The organism is Pseudomonas sp. zfem001, from assembly GCF_032621725.1.
Lineage (GTDB): Bacteria > Pseudomonadota > Gammaproteobacteria > Pseudomonadales > Pseudomonadaceae > Aquipseudomonas > Aquipseudomonas sediminis.
In genome coordinates this window covers 107,136-122,770 of record NZ_JAVYJI010000004.1, presented here as the reverse complement: position 1 = coordinate 122,770, position 15,635 = coordinate 107,136, and the positions used below count along the sequence as shown (strand labels likewise).

Genomic DNA, 15,635 nt, shown 5'->3' with positions numbered 1-15,635 from the left:
TGCATCGCCCGCCTATCCCCCGGAGCCGTCATGCCGAACCAGCGCCAGCAGGTGCGTACCCCGATGAAGTGCCGGATCAAGATCAGCCACCCCAGCTTCGGCGAGCTGTTGGCGCAGACTCGTGACCTGTCCGATAGCGGTGTTTACGTGAAGCACCCGGACATGGCCAGCTTGTCGGTCGGCACCGAAGTTATCGGCCAGGTGCAGGATTTGCCCTTCCCTGCGCCGGTATTGAAGATGGAAGTGATGCGCGTGGATGCTGAAGGGGCGGGCTTGCGTTTTCTCGGCGAGGCCTGAGCCGCGCCAGCCAATCTGGACTTGCGTCAGGAATGTTTCGAAGCTGCGGAACATTTTGTTACATCTACACTCTGATCTAGGCCTCACTCCGAGGTGGCGTCCATCAGAGGCGTTTTCGACATGAGTCGAGCGGTACCCGAACTTCCCGCTGAAAGCGCAGGCGCGCCAGATCTTCCTCCCTCTCCCCAATCCGGCTGGCTGCAACGCAACCGACACCTGATCGGCCTCGGCCTTTCGCTGCTGTTGTTCGGTCTGGCGCTGGTCGCCTGCTGGCACCTGGTGCGCGAGATCAATCCGGATCAGGTGCGTGAATCCCTGGCGGCTGTGCCGCCGCAGGCCTTGCTCGGCGCCTTGCTGGCCACCGTGCTGGGCTTTTTGGTGATGCTCGCCTACGAGTGGTCAGCCAGCCGCTATGCAAACGTCGATCTGCCGCCGCCGACCCTGGCGCTCGGCGGTTTCTGCGCTTTTGCCATCGGCAATGCCGTGGGCCTGTCGGCGTTGTCCGGTGGTTCGGTGCGCTACCGCCTGTACGGGCGCAATGGGCTGAGCGCGGGCGATGTGGCGCGCATGAGCCTGTTCGCCAGCCTGTCGCTCGGTGTCAGCCTGCCGATTCTCGCGGCGCTGGCGGCCCTGTTCGATCTTGAGGATGCCTCGGCCGCGTTGCGCCTGTCCGAGCCTGTGCTGGCAGTGCTGGCTGTTGCGATATTGCTCGTGGCGCTGGTGGTGGGGCTACTGGTCAGCCGTAAACGCCTTGCCGAGCGACCCGCACCCGGTTGCTGGCAGGTGGATCTCGGGCGTTTCAGCCTGCGCTTGCCGGGCCTGCGCATGAGTCTGACGCAACTGTTGATCAGCAGCCTGGATGTGCTGATTGCCGCCAGCGTGCTGTACCTGTTGCTGCCCGAGGCACCACCTTTTTCCTCCTTCGTGCTGATCTACATGCTGGCGCTGGCAGCCGGTGTGCTCAGCCATGTGCCGGGTGGCGTCGGGGTGTTCGAGGCGGTGCTGCTGGCAGCTTTCTCCTCGCGCATCGATCCGGCCGGATTGGTCGCGGCGATGCTGCTCTATCGGCTGCTCTACGTGATTTTGCCGCTGGTGGCGGCTGGGCTCCTGCTGCTGGCCGCCGAGGCGCGTCGTCTGTGGTTCCCGCGGCAGGTGGCGCGCATGGCCAGTGGTATGGCGGTACCCCTGCTGGCGCTGCTGGTGTTCTGCGCCGGTGCGGTGTTGCTGTTCTCCGGGGTGACGCCGACCATGGACGAACGCCTGGAGGCATTGGGTTTCCTCATGCCGCCGCAACTGGTGGCGGCCTCGCACCTGGCGGCCAGCCTGGTCGGCACGCTTTGCCTGCTGCTGGCGCAAGGGTTGCGTCGGCGCCTGTCGGCGGCCTGGGCACTGACCCTGGTGCTGCTCTGCCTGGGCGTGGTGTTGTCGCTGCTCAAGGGCTTCGACTGGCCGGAGGCCCTGGCCCTTGCGGCCATCGCCGGCTTGCTGGCGCTGTTTCGCCGCGAGTTCTACCGGCGTAGTCGGTTGATGGATGTGCCGGCCTCTGGCCTGGTACTGGCGGCCACGGCCGGGGTGATCGGCGCTTCGGTCTGGCTACTGTTGTTCGCTTATCAGGATGTTGCCTACAGCCATCAGCTGTGGTGGCAGTTCGAGCTGGATGCCAATGCCCCGCGCGGTCTGCGTGCGGCGTTGGGCAGTGCGCTGGTGCTGCTGGCAGTCGGCCTGACCTGGCTGCTGCGCGCCACGCCGCCAAGTATCAGCCTGCCAGACGGGGAGGCGTTGCTGCGCGCCCGTGCCATCGTCCAGGCCTCGCGTCAGCCGGAAGGTGGCCTGGCGCTGAGCGGTGACAAGGCGCTGCTGTTCCATCCAGATAGCGAAGCCTTCCTCATGTACGCCCGTCGCGGGCGCAGCCTGGTGGCACTGTTCGACCCGATCGGTCCGCCGGCTGCGCGTGCCGAGCTGATCTGGCAGTTCCGTGACCTCTGCGACCGCCACCATGCGCGGCCGGTGTTCTATCAGGTGCGCGCGGAGAACCTGCCCGGCTATATCGACATCGGCCTGACTGCGCTGAAGCTCGGTGAAGAGGCACTGGTGGATCTGAAAACCTTCGATCTGGCCAGCAACGGCAAGGAGATGAAAGCGCTGCGCTACACCTGGAATCGTGGTCAACGCGATGGCTTGAGCCTGGAATTCCACGCCCCCGGTCAGGTGCCGATGGAGGAGCTGCAGGCGATTTCCGATGCCTGGTTGCAGGGCAAGAACGTGCGCGAGAAGGGGTTTTCCCTGGGCCGCTTCAGCCCCGAATACCTGGCGCATTTTCGTGTCGTGGTGGTGCGCTTCGAGGGCCGCGCGGTGGCCTTCGCCAACTTGCTGGAATGCGAGACGCGTGCTGTGGCCAGCCTCGATCTGATGCGCGTGCTGCCGGATGCGCCGAAGTCGACCATGGAATTTCTCATGCTTGGCCTGATCCAGCAGTTTCAGAGCGAGGGCTATGCGCGCTTCAGCCTCGGCATGGTGCCGCTGGCCGGCCTGCAGACGCGCAAGGGCGCGCCGCTGCCGCTACGTCTCGGCGCGCTGGTGTTTGACCGTGGCGAGAACTTCTACAACTTCCAGGGCCTGCGCCGCTTCAAGGACAAGTTCCTGCCGCAGTGGGAGCCGCGTTACCTGGCCGTGCCGGCCGGGCTCGACCCTTGGGTGGCATTGGCCGACACCGCCACGTTGATCGCGGGCGGCCTGGGTGGACTGGTGAGGCGTTGAGATGAGCGGGACGACAAGGACGCTGGGTGGCGTGTTGATGGTGGTTGCCCTGGCGGCAGGCGCGGCGGGTTGGTGGTGGTCGATGCGTGGCACCACGCAGTTCGAGACGCTGCAGATTCAGGGTACCTCGGCGCAACTGCTGAGCCAGGGCGAGGCGCGTCAGCGTGTGCTGCTGCTCGCGCCGACCGACCAGGCGCTGGACGAAACCACGCTACGGCGCTTTGCCGAAGTGGGCGATCTGCGTTTGCTGCAATTGCCCTTCGTTGCGGGCGACTGCAAGGCGCAACAGCAACTGATCAGCCAGGCTAGCGAGGCGCTGGGCGGCGCGCCGACACTGGTCGCCGGTATCGGCCCGGCAGCAGCCTCGGCCTGGCGCTGGCTGGCGGCGCAGCAGAGTGACGAGGCTCAGGCGCTGTCGGTCGGCTTCGATCTGGCCAAATCCGATTGCGTCGAGCCGCTGCCACAAAGGGCGGAGCATGGTCACTGGATCGCCCTGTGGAACGACAATCCGGGTGATGACAACGCCCGCTTCCTGCGTGAGCAGCAAAACGGCGAGCCGCGCATCGGTACGTTGGGCACGCCGCTGCCAACGCTGCTGGCCGATCAGTTGCAGCACCTGCTCGCCGGCCAGGGCGCGGCGATGCCAGTGATCGAGCATCCCTCGGCGCAACCGGCCGATACCCTGACCCTGTTCTATTCCGGTGATGGTGGCTGGCGCGATCTGGACCGTGCCTCGGCCGAACACATGGCGGCTGCCGGTTATCCGGTGGTGGGCATCGACACCCTGCGTTACTACTGGCAGCACAAGAGCCCGGAACAGAGCGCCGCCGACCTGTCGCGACTGATGCAGCAGTACCGCGACAACTGGCATATCAAGCGCTTCGTGCTCGCCGGCTATTCCTTCGGTGCCGACGTGTTGCCGGCTACCTACAACCGCCTGCCGGCCAGTGATCAGCAGCAGATCGACGCCATGTTGCTGCTGGCCTTCGCCCGCAGTGGCAGCTTCGAGATCGCCGTCAGCGGCTGGCTCGGCAAGGATGGCGCGGAAGCGGCCACTGGCCCCGAACTGCGCAAGGTGCCGGCGGCCAAGGTGTACTGCATCTACGGCAGCGAGGAAGCAGCCGAGAGCGGCTGCACCGAAGCCGGTGCCCCGGGCGAGCACCTGATGATCAAGGGTGGGCACCACTTCGATGGTGATTACGCTGCGCTGGCGCAGAAGATGCTGGCGGCGATAAAGGCGCGGCAGCCGCGTTAGTCTCGCTGACGCATGCCAATGGATTGCCCTGATTCTGTAGGAGCGGATTCATCCGCGAAAAATCGCGGCTAAAGCCGCTCCTACGGAAACGGCAGAGCGCTCTGAGAGCCGCGACAGCCTTGCTACCCCGTCGCCGCTGAAGCGCCTCCCACAGTCCGTCTCAGTGCGCCTCGTTCACCGCGCTGAGAAACGCCTTCGTCCGTTCCTGCTGCGGGTTGCCGAATAGTTGATCCGGCGTGCCCTGCTCATGGATGCAGCCCTGGTGGAAGAAGCACACGCGGTCGGCGAACTCGCGCGCGAAGCCCATCTGGTGAGTGACCATCAGCATGGTCAGGTTGTGCTCGCTGCCCAGGCGGCGAATCACGTTGAGCACCTCGCCGCACAGTTCCGGGTCGAGTGCCGAGGTCACCTCGTCGAACAGCATCACCTTGGGCCGCATCGCCAGCGCGCGGGCGATGGCCACGCGTTGCTGCTGACCGCCGGAGAGCTGTGAGGGAAAATGGCGCAGCTTTTCGCCCAGACCGACCATCGCCAGCAGGTCCTCGGCGCGTTCGGTGGCTTCTTTCCTGCCCATGCCGAGCACCTGCATCGGCGCCTCGATCACGTTCTGCAGCGCGCACATGTGCGGGAACAGGTTGAAGCTCTGGAACACCATGCCGATCTTGCCGCGTACCTTGCGCTGGTGGCTGGCGCTGGCCGGCACCAGGCGGCCGTCGCGGCCGGGCATGTGGGTCAGCGGCTCGTCATCGACGGCGATCACGCCTTCGTCGATGCTCTCCAGGGTCATCAACGCGCGCAGCAGGGTGGACTTGCCCGAGCCGCTGGGGCCGATGATCGCCACCTTCTCGCCGGGAGCGACATCCAGATTGAGCTTGTTGAGTACGGTGAGGTTGCCGTAACGCTTGGTCACGTCGGTGAAGCGAACGATGGGCTGGGGCATGGAGGAACTCCCTGCAGCGTTTGTAGAGTTTAGAAAAGCAGTCATCGGGCAGTGACCTCCAGGCGATCTTCCACGCGCCGCACGCACCAGGCCAGGGCCAGGCTGAGCAGCAGGAAGAAGAGACCGACCATGGTGATGGGCTCGAGGTAGCGGAAGCTCTCCGAGCCGATGTTCTTGGCTTGTTGCATGATTTCCACCACGGTGATGGCCGACAGCACCGGGGTGTCCTTGAGCATGGCCACCAGGTAGTTGCCCAGCGCCGGCAGGATCGGCCGCAGTGCCTGCGGCAGGATGATCTGCCGATAGGCCGATAGCGGCGACATGTTCAGCGCCGTCACCGCCTCCCACTGGCCACGCGGCACGGCATCCAATCCGGCGCGATACACCTCGGCGGTGTAGCAGGCGTAGTGCAGGGCGATGCCGAGGATGCCTGCCTGCAGCGCGGTGAGGTTCAGTCCGTAGTTGGGGAACACGTAGAACAGGAAGTACACCTGGATCAGCAGCGGCGTGCTGCGGATGAACTCGATCAGCCCGGCCACCGGCCAGGACAGCCACAGGTGCTTGCTGCGTCGGGCGATGGCCAGCAGCAGGCCGAGCACGATGGCAATGGCGAAGCCGGCGAAGGTGATCAGCAGGGTATTGAGCGAGGCCTTGAGCAAATCCGGGAGGATGCTCAGGGCGAAATCCCAGTCGAAGAAATTCATTGCAGGCCTCCGCGCATCCGGCCACGGCTCAGGCGTTTTTCCAGCAGGCGCATGCCGAGGTTGATCACCTGGGCCATGAGGAAATACAGCACCAGGGCCAGAGCGAAGATCTCCAGGGTCATGAAGGTCGCCTGATCCAGCTGACGGGCGCGGAAGGCCAGGTCAGACAGGGTGATCAGCGACACCAGCGAGGTGTTCTTCAGCAACTCGATCAGCAGGTTGGTGCCTGGCGGGATCGCTGCCAGCAGTGCCTGCGGCAGGATGATGCGCAGGAAACGCTTCGACGGTCGCATGTTCAGCGCCGTGCAGGCCTCGTACTGACCTTTGGCTACCGAGCGGATGGCGCCGCGCATCACTTCCGCGCCATAGGCGCCGATATGCAGGCCGAGGCCGACGATGGCCACGGTGAAGGCGCTCATCTCGACGTTGAACGGTGGCATTGGCAGCACGAAGTACAGCCAGAACAGCTGCACCAGCAGCGAGGTGCCACGGAAGATCTCGATGTAGGTGATCGCCAGCCAGCGCAGCGGGGCGATGGGCGACAGCCGGCCGAGGGCGGCGATGACAGCCGAGACGATGGCCAGCAGCGAGCCCCAGAAGGTGACTTGCACGGTGACCCAGGCGCCTTGCAGCAGCAGGGGAAGAAGATCGGTCATGAATGTCTACCGCTCTATGCACGAAAGCGCGCCGCGCACCGTAGTGCGCGGCGTGTCCGTTCATTACTGGCCGCAGAGTTCGGCGGCGGTCTTGTCGGTGATGTTGGACTGGTCGAAACCGAAGGGCTTGACCGTGGTCAGGTGCTCTTCGCTGCCGATCCATTTCTTCAGCTCGGCATTCACCGCATCGCGCAGGTCCTTGTCTTCCGGACGGAAGGCCAGGGCGCCATAGCCGGTGTGGGCTGGATCGTCCTTGAATTCGGCGATGGCTTCGACGCTGTCGCCGCCCTTGTCGGCCAGGCCCTTCATGGTCAGCTGAGTGCCGACTGCAGCGTCGGCGCGACCGGCGCGCACGGCCTGCAGCTGCGCGGTGGTGTCCGGTACCTGGAGGATCTGGTCATCGGTGATGCCAGCGCTGCGGGCATAACCGAGGTTCACCGTGCCGGACATGATCGCCACCTTGGCGCCGCTCTTGGCGATGTCCTCGTAGCTGTGCAGGTCCTTCGGGTTGCCGGTTTTCACCAGCAGGGTATCGGGCAACTGGTAGTGCGGGTCGGTGAACAGCACCTGCTTGCAGCGCTCGGGTGTGATGTACATGCCGGCGGCGATCAGGTCGAAGCGGCTGGCGCGCAGGCCGGGGATCAGCGAACCCCACTCGGTGAGCACCGGGTTGATCTTCTCGACGCCCATGCGTTCGAAGATCTTCTTGACGATCTCTGGCGACTCGCCGGTGACGCTGCCATCGAGGGCGGTGTAGGCGAACGGCGTTTCATTGGCGTAGCCGATACGCACGCTGCTGCTGTCCTTGACCTTGTCCAGGGTCGAGGCCTGGGCACCGGCAGCGAGACCGGTGAGCAGGGCGCAGGCCAGTGCGAGGCGGCCGAAGCGGGAGGGGATAACGCTACTCATCTTGGTGTTCTCCTGTTTCTTGTAGTCCGCCAACGGCGGCGTGCTGTGTTAGGAGGCAGGTAAATCAAGAGCGTTGGTGCGCAGTAGGCCTGCGCCGGGTGGTGTTCTTTTGAGTTGCCTGAGGCACTGTTTTCCACCCTTGGGCCGAGCATACAAAGGCTTTTTTGGCTACGGCATTGCACTAGGACAATTGAATCGTAACGCTTCACGCGGGATGCTTGAACGCAGTCGCCGGAGGAGCCATCGATGCACAACTGGAAGAAGGCCCTGGCCAACGCTCGCCCGGGCGAATCGAAATACAAGCTGCTGGTCCAGGCGGTCGCCGCCGATATCGAACAGGGTACCCTGATCGACGGTCAACGGTTGCCGCCGCAACGTCAGGTTTCAGATGCGCTGGGCATCAGCGTGCAGACCGTGACCAACGCCTACAAGGAGCTGGAACGCCAGGGCCGCGTGCGTTGCGAGGTGGGCCGTGGCAGCTTCGTCTCGCGGCGCACCAGCGAGCGCGTGGCCACCAGCATGCTCGATCAAACCGAGCAGGCGCTGATGGACTTTTCCAACGCGCGCATCCTGCATACGGCCGATCACGACCGCCTGTGGCGGCAGACCTGCATGGAGCTGGCGCAGGAGCCGGACCAGCCGTGGATTCACGCCTTCCGCCCGATTGCCGGCATGCAGCACCAGCGCGAGGCCGCGGTGCGCTGGCTGGCGCGCCTGGGTATGGATGTCGGCATCGAGGATGTGCTGCTGACCAGCGGCGCCGCCCACGGTATTTTCCTCGCCCTGGCCACCCTGGCCGGCCCGGATGACGTGGTGCTCTGCGAAGGCCTGACCGACCACGGCGCCATCGGCAGTTCGCAGGTGCTCGGCTTCACCCTCAAGGGCCTGGAGATGGATCGCTACGGCCTCAACCCCGAGCACTTCGAGGACATGTGCGGCAACGAGCGGATTACCGCGTTGGTCTGCACGCCCAATCTGAACAACCCGACCAGCGCACTGATGCCCGACGAGCGTCGCCGCGAGATCGCCGAGATCGCCCGACGCTATGGCGTGTACATCATCGAGGACGACGTCTACGGCCCGCTGCTGGCCGGACAGCAGGCCACGCGGCCGCTCAGCCATTACGCGCCGGAGCTGTCGTTCTACTGCACCAGCATGACCAAGTCGGTGCTCACCGGCCTGCGCATCGGCTACCTGGTGATGCCCAAGCGCCTGGCCCTGCGCACCGAGAGCATCCTGCGGGTCAACAGCTGGATGGCGCCGTCGTTGCTCGGTGAGATCGCCACGCGCTGGATCGACTCGGGCGAGGCTGAGGATCTGGTGCAGTTGCAGCGGCAATTGCTGGCCAACCGGCAGGCGCTGGTGGAGCAGGAGCTGGGTGAGCACCTGATCGGCAACCACCCCTATTCGCTCAACAGCTGGCTGCGTGTGCCCGAAGGATGGGAAACCGACGGCCTGCTGCGCGAACTGCGCCGGCGCAACGTCGCGCTGACCTTGCCCGATCCCTTCGTCCCGCCCGGTATGCCACGGCCGCGCGCGGTGCGCCTGTGCGTCGGCGCCGAATGCAGCGAAGCGAAGATGCGCCAGGGCGTGCAGATCGTGCGTGACGTCTTCGAGCAGTACCCTAAGGTGCATGATTTTTAGCGCTGTTGAAGAGCTTCGCGGCTGAAGCGGAATGCCGCCCAGCCGCCCCTACAATTTTGCCCATCATGCCGATCAGCCCCTCCCGCTTGCGGGAGAGGGCTACAAGCTGTTGCGCGCGGCGCACCCTACGGTCGACGGGGCTGTAGGGTGCGCCGTGCGCACCGATTTCCACACGGTACAAACGCCCAGATAAAAAATCGTCCTAGTACATTCAGCCACTCAATTTCCCGCTCATACACTCGGCCGCACACCTTCTCGGAACGTGCGCCATGTCTTCCATCACCGCCGATGATCTACTCAAGGCCCGCCAGCGCATTGCCGGCCTGGTGCGCCAGACGCCGCTGGAACATTCGCCCAGCCTGAGTCGCCTGGCCGGTGTGCCGGTGTGGTTGAAGCTGGAGTCGCAGCAGGCCACCGGCAGTTTCAAGCTGCGCGGCGCGAGCAACGCGGTCGCGCAGCTGGATGCCGAGCAGAAGCGCCTCGGCGTGGTTACGGCCTCCACCGGCAACCATGGCCGTGCGCTTGCCTTCGCCGCCTCGCAGCAGGGCGTGAAGGCCATTGTCTGCCTCTCCGAGCTTGTGCCGCAGAACAAGGTGCGTGCCATTCGCGAGTTGGGCGCCGAGGTGGTTATCAAAGGCCGCAGCCAGGACGATGCCCAGCTCGAAGCCCTGCGTATCGCCCGCGAGCAGGGCGCCGCATTTATCCCGCCCTTCGACCACCCGCATGTGATCACCGGCCAGGGCAGCCTGGGCCTGGAGATTCTCGAGCAGTGTCCCGACGTTTGCGAAGTGCTGGTGCCGCTGTCCGGCGGCGGCTTGTTCGCCGGGGTGGCGCTGGCGATCAAGACGGCCAGCCCGGCCATTCGTACCCACGGCATCAGCATGCAACTGGGTGCGGCGATGCACGCCAGCCTCGAGGCTGGTGAGCCAGTCGAAGTGGAGGAACTGCCAACCCTGGCCGACTCGCTCGGCGGCGGCATCGGCCTGGACAACCGCTTCACCTATTCCATCACCCGCGAGCTGTGCGACCAGGTTCACCTGCTCGACGAAGCTTCCATCGCCCGTGGCATTCGTCACGCCTACCGCGAAGAAAGGCTGGTGGTCGAGGGCGCGGCGGCGGTCGGTATCGCCGCCCTGCTCGACGGCCTGATCGAGCCGCGTGGCCCGGTGGTGGTAGTGATCAGCGGCCGCAATATCGATATCGATCAGCACCTGCGCGTGCTCAATGGCGCAGACGCCTGAGGAGTCCCCATGGCCAAGACCCTGATTCTCAACCAGGCCGACCTGCGCGACTGCGTCGGCCTCGACAGCGACAGCCTCGAAGTGGTGGAAAACGCCTTCCGCCTGCTGGCCACTGCCGCCGTGGCGATGCCGCCGATCCTGCGTCTGGACGTGCCCGAGCATAACGGCGAGGTAGACGTGAAGACCGCTTACCTGCCCGGCGTGGCGCACTTCGCGATCAAGGTCAGCCCCGGTTTCTTCGACAACCCCAAGCTTGGCCTGCCCAGCCTCAATGGCCTGATGATGCTGTTCTCGGCACAGACCGGCCTGGCCGATGCGCTGCTGCTGGATAACGGCTACCTCACTGCCGTGCGCACTGCCGCCGCCGGCGCCATTGCCGCCAAATGGCTGGCCCGCGAAGATGCCAAGGTGGTCGCCATCCTCGGTGCCGGTGAGCAGGCGCGCCTGCAGTTGCAAGCCCTGCGCCTGGTGCGCGAGGTGCGCGAGGTACGTATCTGGGCGCGCGATCCCGCCAAGGCCCAGGCCATGGCCGCCGAGCTGGACGATACGCGCGCGGTAGACAGCGTCGACGCGGCGCTGGATGGCGCCGATATCGCCATCACCACCACGCCTAGTCGCGAGCCGCTGATCCAGCCGCAACACCTGCGCTCCGGCCTGCATATCACCGCCATGGGCTCGGATGCCGAGCACAAGAACGAGATCGCTCCGGCCGTGCTGGCGCGGGTCGATGCCTACGTGGCCGACCGCCTGAGTCAGACCCGCGTGCTCGGTGAGCTCAATCACGCCATCGCCGCCGGCCTGGTGCATGCCGAGGATGACTTCGCCGAGCTCGGCCAGGTCATCGCCGGCCAGCGTCCCGGTCGCACCGCGCCCGAGCAGATCACCCTGTGCGACCTGACCGGCACCGGCGCTCAGGACACCGCCATCGCCAGTCTTGCCTACCAGCGCGCCGTCGCGGCCGGCAAAGGCCTCAGTTTCGATTCCTGAAACCTGCGGGCGCGGCACGCCGCGCCTGAATAACCGTTCCATCACGAGGGCAACGCAATGTCCGAAATCGTCGTCAACCTCCCCTTCAGCCGGGAGGAATATGCCCAGCGCCTGGCCAAGACGCGCAACGCCATGCAGGCCAGGGGCATCGAGCTGCTGATCGTCACCGATCCGTCCAACATGGCCTGGCTCACCGGTTATGACGGCTGGTCGTTCTACGTGCACCAGTGCGTGCTGCTGGCGCTCGATGGCGAGCCGGTCTGGTACGGTCGCGGCCAGGACGCCAACGGTGCCAAGCGCACGGTATTCATGCAGCCGAGCAACATCGTCGGCTACCCCGACCACTACGTGCAGTCCACCGAGCGCCACCCGATGGACTACCTGTCCAAGGAAGTCATCGCCGCGCGTGGCTGGGATAAGCTCGCCATCGGCGTCGAGCTGGACAACTACTACTTCAGCGCCGCCGCCTATGGCTCGCTGCAGCGCAATCTGCCCAACGCGCGTTTTGTCGACTCCACCGCCTTGGTCAACTGGCAGCGGGCGATCAAGTCGCCCACCGAGATTGCTTACATGCGCGTCGCGGCGAAGATCGTCGAGAAAATGCATGCGGCGATCTTCGACAAGATCGAGCCGGGCCTGCGCAAGAACGAGCTGGTCGCCGAGATCTACCGCACCGGTATCCTTGGTGCAGACGGCCATGGCGGCGACTATCCGGCCATCGTCCCGTTGCTGCCCACCGGCGCCGATGCCAGCGCGCCGCACCTGACCTGGGACGACTCGCCGATGATCAGCGGCGCCGGCACCTTCTTCGAGATCGCCGGCTGCTACAAGCGCTATCACTGCCCGCTGTCGCGCACCATCTACCTGGGCAAGCCGCCGCAGCATTTCCTCGACGGCGAGAAGGCCGTGGTCGAAGGCATCGCCGCCGGCCTGGAAGCAGCCAAGCCGGGCAACACCACCGGCGACATCGCCCGCGCCTTCTTCAAGGTGCTGGAGAAGTTCGGCATCCACAAGGACAGCCGCTGCGGCTACCCCATCGGTATCAGTTATCCACCGGACTGGGGCGAGCGCACCATGAGCCTGCGCCCGAGTGACGAGAGCGTGCTGCAGCCGGGGATGACCTTCCACTTCATGCCCGGCCTGTGGCTGGACGACTGGGGCCTGGAAATCACCGAATCGATCCTGATCACCGACAGCGGCGTGGAAACCTTCTGCGGCGTGCCGCGCAAGCTGTTCGTGAAGGATTGATCTCTGTGGGAGCGGCTTCAGCCGCGAAAGCGTTTTCCACTCCACCCATTCACCTCAACGGTGGACAAGCCTTCGGCATGTCCACCCTACGTGGAATGTCGTAAATGACCTCTTTACGCGACAACCCCATCAGCCCCACGGTCGATTTCGACCGTGATGGCGTGCAACACGGCTTCCTCAAGCTGCCCTATTCCCGCGATGATTCGGCCTGGGGCGCGGTGATGATCCCGGTGACCGTGGTGAAGAACGGCAGCGGCCCCACCGCGCTGCTAACCGGCGGCAACCATGGCGACGAATACGAAGGCCCGCTGGCGTTGAGCAAGCTGGCCCAGCGCCTGCGCGCCGAGGACGTCAGTGGCCGGGTGATCATCGTGCCGTTCATGAACACTCCGGCGGTGCAGGCGGGCACCCGTACCTCGCCCATCGACAAGGGCAACCTCAACCGCAGCTTTCCTGGCAAGCCGGACGGCACGGTGACGCAGAAGATCGCCGATTACTTCCAGCGCAGCCTGCTGCCCATGGCCGACGTGGTGTTGGATATCCATTCGGGCGGCAAGACCCTGGATTTCCTGCCCTTCGCCGCCTGCCACGTTCTGCCGGACAAGGCGCAGGACGCCGCCTGCGCCGCTGGCATGCGCGCGTTCGCCGCGCCCTACTGCATGCGAATGCTGGAACTGGACGCAGTGGGCATGTACGACACCGCGGCCGAGGAACAGGGCAAGGTATTCGTCACCACCGAACTGGGCGGCGGCGGCAGCAGCACGGCGAAAAGCCTGGCTATCGCTGAGCGCGGCGTGCGCAACCTGCTGATCCATTTCGGCTTGCTGCAAGGCGAGATCGAGGCCGGCAAGTCGGTAATGCTGGATATGCCCGACGGCGACTGCTTCGTCGCCAGTGAGGACGATGGCCTGCTGGAAATGTGCCGCGACCTCGGTGATACCGTGGAGAAGGGCGAGGTGATCGCGCGGGTGCACAGTGCGCGTCGTACTGGCGCACCGGCCACCGAGTACCGTGCCAAACGCAGCGGCCTGCTCGCTGCGCGGCATTTTCCGGGGCTGGTGAAAAGTGGTGATACCCTCGCGGTCATCGCCGAGGTGGTGGACTAGAAACGGTCGCGGSTAAAGCCCCTCCCACAAGAGACGCAGACAGTGGGAGGGGGCTTTAGCCGCGAACTGGCCTCTACATCTTTAAACCCTTAGCCAACCGAGAAACCGATGCACAAGCTCGACCGCTATGACCTGAAGATCCTGCGCATCCTCGCCGAGGACGGGCGGATCACCAAGTCGGCCCTGGCCGAGGCGATCAACCTCTCGGTGACGCCGGCCTGGGAGCGGGTGCGCAAGCTGGAAAGTGCCGGGTTGATCAAGGGCTACCGCGCGCAGATCGACTGGGCGGCGCTATTTCGCAGCCAGCAGGTGCTGGTGGAAATCACACTCGCCCGCCACACCGCGCAGGATATGCGCCGCTTCGAGCAGCGCCTGAGCGAGGCACCGGAGGTGGGCTTCTGCTACGCCACCGGCGGCGGTGTCGACTACATCGCGATGATCCGCGCTCGCGATATCGACCACTACCAGCGTTTCGTCGATCAGCTGTTGCTCGAAGACCTGGGCATCGAGCGCTACTTCACCTACATCGTCACCAAGACCATCAAGGCGGACACGGCGGGTGCGCCCGCCGAACTGGACGACTAGAGCTTCGCTTTCACCGCCGCCAGCCCTTCACCGCCATCACGGGTTTTCACGCCCTCCAGCCAGCCATCGAGCACCTGCGGGTTGGCCTTGATCCAGTTCTTGATCGCCGTGGCGTTGGCTACCTTGCGGTTGAGCACGTCGTCCATGATGGTGTTCTCCATCTCCTGGGTGAACTTCAGGTTGGTCAGCAGCTTGCCTACGTTCGGGCATTCGGCCACATAGCCCTTGCGCGCCAGAGTGTTGACCGAGCCAGTGCTGCCGAAGAATTTCTCGCCGCCCTTGAGGTACTGCATATCGAACTGCACGTTCATCGGGTGCGGAGTCCAGCCGAGGAACACCACGAACTCGTCGCGCTTCACCGCGCGGCCGACTTGTACCAGCATCGCCTGCTCGCTGGATTCCACCAGCTGCCAGTCGCCGAGGCCGAACTCGTTGCCGGCGATCATCTGGCGGATGTAGTCGTTGGCCGGCGAGCCGGAGCCGATACCGTAGATCTTCTTGCCGAACTTGTCGGCGAATTTGGCGAGGTCGTTGAAGTCTTTCACGCCAGCTTCATAGGCGTAAGTCGGCACGGCCAGGGTGTATTCGGTGCCGCCGAGGTTTTCCACTACCTTGTCGATCTGTCCGCTGGCCACGTAGCGGTCGTAGTCATGCTGGCCTGCCGGCATCCAGTTGCCGAGGAACACGTCGACCTGCCCTTTCTGTAGTCCGGCGAAGATGATCGGCACGGCCAGGGTGCGCGTCTGCGCTTTGTAGCCCAAGCCGTCGAGCAGCAGGCTGGCGATGCCATTGGTCACGGCGATGTCGCTCCAACCGGGATCGGCCAGGGTCACCGTGGAACAGCTGGTGTTTTCGGTCTGCGCCTGGGCGCCGTGGGCGAGTGCCAGGAGCGAGGCGCCGAGCAGGAAAGCTTTGAGCGTCATGAGTGAATCCTTTCCGAAGATGAGTCGCTCCGCGACCTTAACGGCCGAGGGTTAGAGGCTCAACCTCCGAGTCGTGATTGGACGCGATTGGTTGGGAATACGAAGGTATCAGCGGTAAACCGTTCGTCGGCTCGTCGCCTTGGAAATGAACCAAAGACTTTTCCTGGCAGTCCGTCTCCGGGATGGGCAGGAGGCTCGTTTCCGATGCAATGCCTTGATTCGGAAGGGCTTCCGCGCAAAGGCCAATCACCAGGGTCACTGGGTTTGAATAAGTTCTTCATGTCACTTTGCCTGGGAGGCGCTCTTTTACTGGGAATTTGTACCCAAGCCTCCGCCACCTTTCGTATCCACACCCTTCCTGCCAGCGCGCCAGCGGTTGCGCC

Annotated in this window: 14 protein-coding genes; 9 read left to right on the top strand and 5 right to left on the bottom strand. The window is 64.7% G+C overall.

Features of this window, described 5'->3' with window-relative positions:
• The first annotated feature begins 30 nt into the window (after positions 1-30).
• The 3 genes from RTH74_RS14945 to RTH74_RS14935 all read left to right on the top strand — a co-directional run bounded on the left by RTH74_RS14945 (position 31) and on the right by RTH74_RS14935 (position 4,309).
• A complete protein-coding gene (locus tag RTH74_RS14945) occupies positions 31-297 on the top strand; it encodes a PilZ domain-containing protein (protein ID WP_017676293.1) in 267 nt (88 codons plus the stop codon).
• Between the two features lie 120 nt (positions 298-417).
• A complete protein-coding gene (gene mprF, locus RTH74_RS14940; RefSeq protein WP_316915168.1) occupies positions 418-3,054 on the top strand; it encodes a bifunctional lysylphosphatidylglycerol flippase/synthetase MprF in 2,637 nt (878 codons plus the stop codon).
• A 1-nt stretch (position 3,055) separates the two neighbouring features.
• A complete protein-coding gene (locus RTH74_RS14935; protein ID WP_420713167.1) occupies positions 3,056-4,309 on the top strand; it encodes a virulence factor family protein in 1,254 nt (417 codons plus the stop codon).
• Positions 4,310-4,469: 160 nt separating this feature from the next.
• On the opposite strand, the gene ehuA is transcribed toward RTH74_RS14935, so the two are convergent.
• The 4 genes from ehuA to ehuB all read right to left on the bottom strand — a co-directional run bounded on the left by ehuA (position 4,470) and on the right by ehuB (position 7,518).
• Positions 4,470-5,249: an ectoine/hydroxyectoine ABC transporter ATP-binding protein EhuA gene (gene ehuA, locus RTH74_RS14930; RefSeq protein WP_106734796.1), complete on the bottom strand. Its 780-nt coding sequence runs from the start codon at positions 5,247-5,249 to the stop codon at positions 4,470-4,472.
• Positions 5,250-5,290: 41 nt separating this feature from the next.
• Complete coding sequence (gene ehuD / locus RTH74_RS14925; protein ID WP_017676297.1) at positions 5,291-5,953, bottom strand: ectoine/hydroxyectoine ABC transporter permease subunit EhuD; 663 nt, start codon at positions 5,951-5,953, stop codon at positions 5,291-5,293.
• A complete protein-coding gene (ehuC, locus tag RTH74_RS14920) occupies positions 5,950-6,609 on the bottom strand; it encodes an ectoine/hydroxyectoine ABC transporter permease subunit EhuC (protein WP_099525029.1) in 660 nt (219 codons plus the stop codon). The genes ehuD and ehuC overlap by 4 nt, the downstream gene beginning before the upstream one ends.
• A gap of 63 nt (positions 6,610-6,672) precedes the next feature.
• Positions 6,673-7,518 carry an ectoine/hydroxyectoine ABC transporter substrate-binding protein EhuB gene (gene ehuB / locus RTH74_RS14915; RefSeq protein WP_316915167.1) on the bottom strand — a complete coding sequence of 282 codons (846 nt, stop codon included), beginning with the start codon at positions 7,516-7,518 and terminating at the stop codon, positions 6,673-6,675.
• Positions 7,519-7,764: 246 nt separating this feature from the next.
• On the opposite strand from ehuB, the gene RTH74_RS14910 reads away from it, so the two are divergent.
• The 6 genes from RTH74_RS14910 to RTH74_RS14885 all read left to right on the top strand — a co-directional run bounded on the left by RTH74_RS14910 (position 7,765) and on the right by RTH74_RS14885 (position 14,329).
• Positions 7,765-9,162, top strand: a complete 1,398-nt coding sequence (locus tag RTH74_RS14910; protein WP_316915166.1) for a PLP-dependent aminotransferase family protein — start codon at positions 7,765-7,767, stop codon at positions 9,160-9,162.
• 269 nt (positions 9,163-9,431) lie between these two features.
• The gene (eutB, locus tag RTH74_RS14905) at positions 9,432-10,403 is read left to right on the top strand and encodes a hydroxyectoine utilization dehydratase EutB (protein WP_316915165.1); all 972 of its coding nucleotides are present in this window, start codon (positions 9,432-9,434) and stop codon (positions 10,401-10,403) included.
• 9 nt (positions 10,404-10,412) lie between these two features.
• Positions 10,413-11,390, top strand: a complete 978-nt coding sequence (eutC, locus tag RTH74_RS14900) for an ectoine utilization protein EutC (protein ID WP_316915164.1) — start codon at positions 10,413-10,415, stop codon at positions 11,388-11,390.
• Between the two features lie 57 nt (positions 11,391-11,447).
• A complete protein-coding gene (doeA, locus tag RTH74_RS14895) occupies positions 11,448-12,638 on the top strand; it encodes an ectoine hydrolase DoeA (protein ID WP_316915163.1) in 1,191 nt (396 codons plus the stop codon).
• Positions 12,639-12,742: 104 nt separating this feature from the next.
• Complete coding sequence (gene doeB, locus RTH74_RS14890) at positions 12,743-13,744, top strand: N(2)-acetyl-L-2,4-diaminobutanoate deacetylase DoeB (protein ID WP_316915162.1); 1,002 nt, start codon at positions 12,743-12,745, stop codon at positions 13,742-13,744.
• Between the two features lie 108 nt (positions 13,745-13,852).
• Positions 13,853-14,329, top strand: coding sequence for an Lrp/AsnC family transcriptional regulator (locus tag RTH74_RS14885; RefSeq protein WP_316915161.1), 477 nt, complete (start codon positions 13,853-13,855; stop codon positions 14,327-14,329).
• Here the strand turns inward: RTH74_RS14885 and choX are convergent.
• The gene (choX, locus tag RTH74_RS14880; protein ID WP_316915160.1) at positions 14,326-15,252 is read right to left on the bottom strand and encodes a choline ABC transporter substrate-binding protein; all 927 of its coding nucleotides are present in this window, start codon (positions 15,250-15,252) and stop codon (positions 14,326-14,328) included. The two genes, RTH74_RS14885 and choX, sit on opposite strands and share 4 nt — an antisense overlap.
• Between the last annotated feature and the right edge of the window lie 383 nt (positions 15,253-15,635).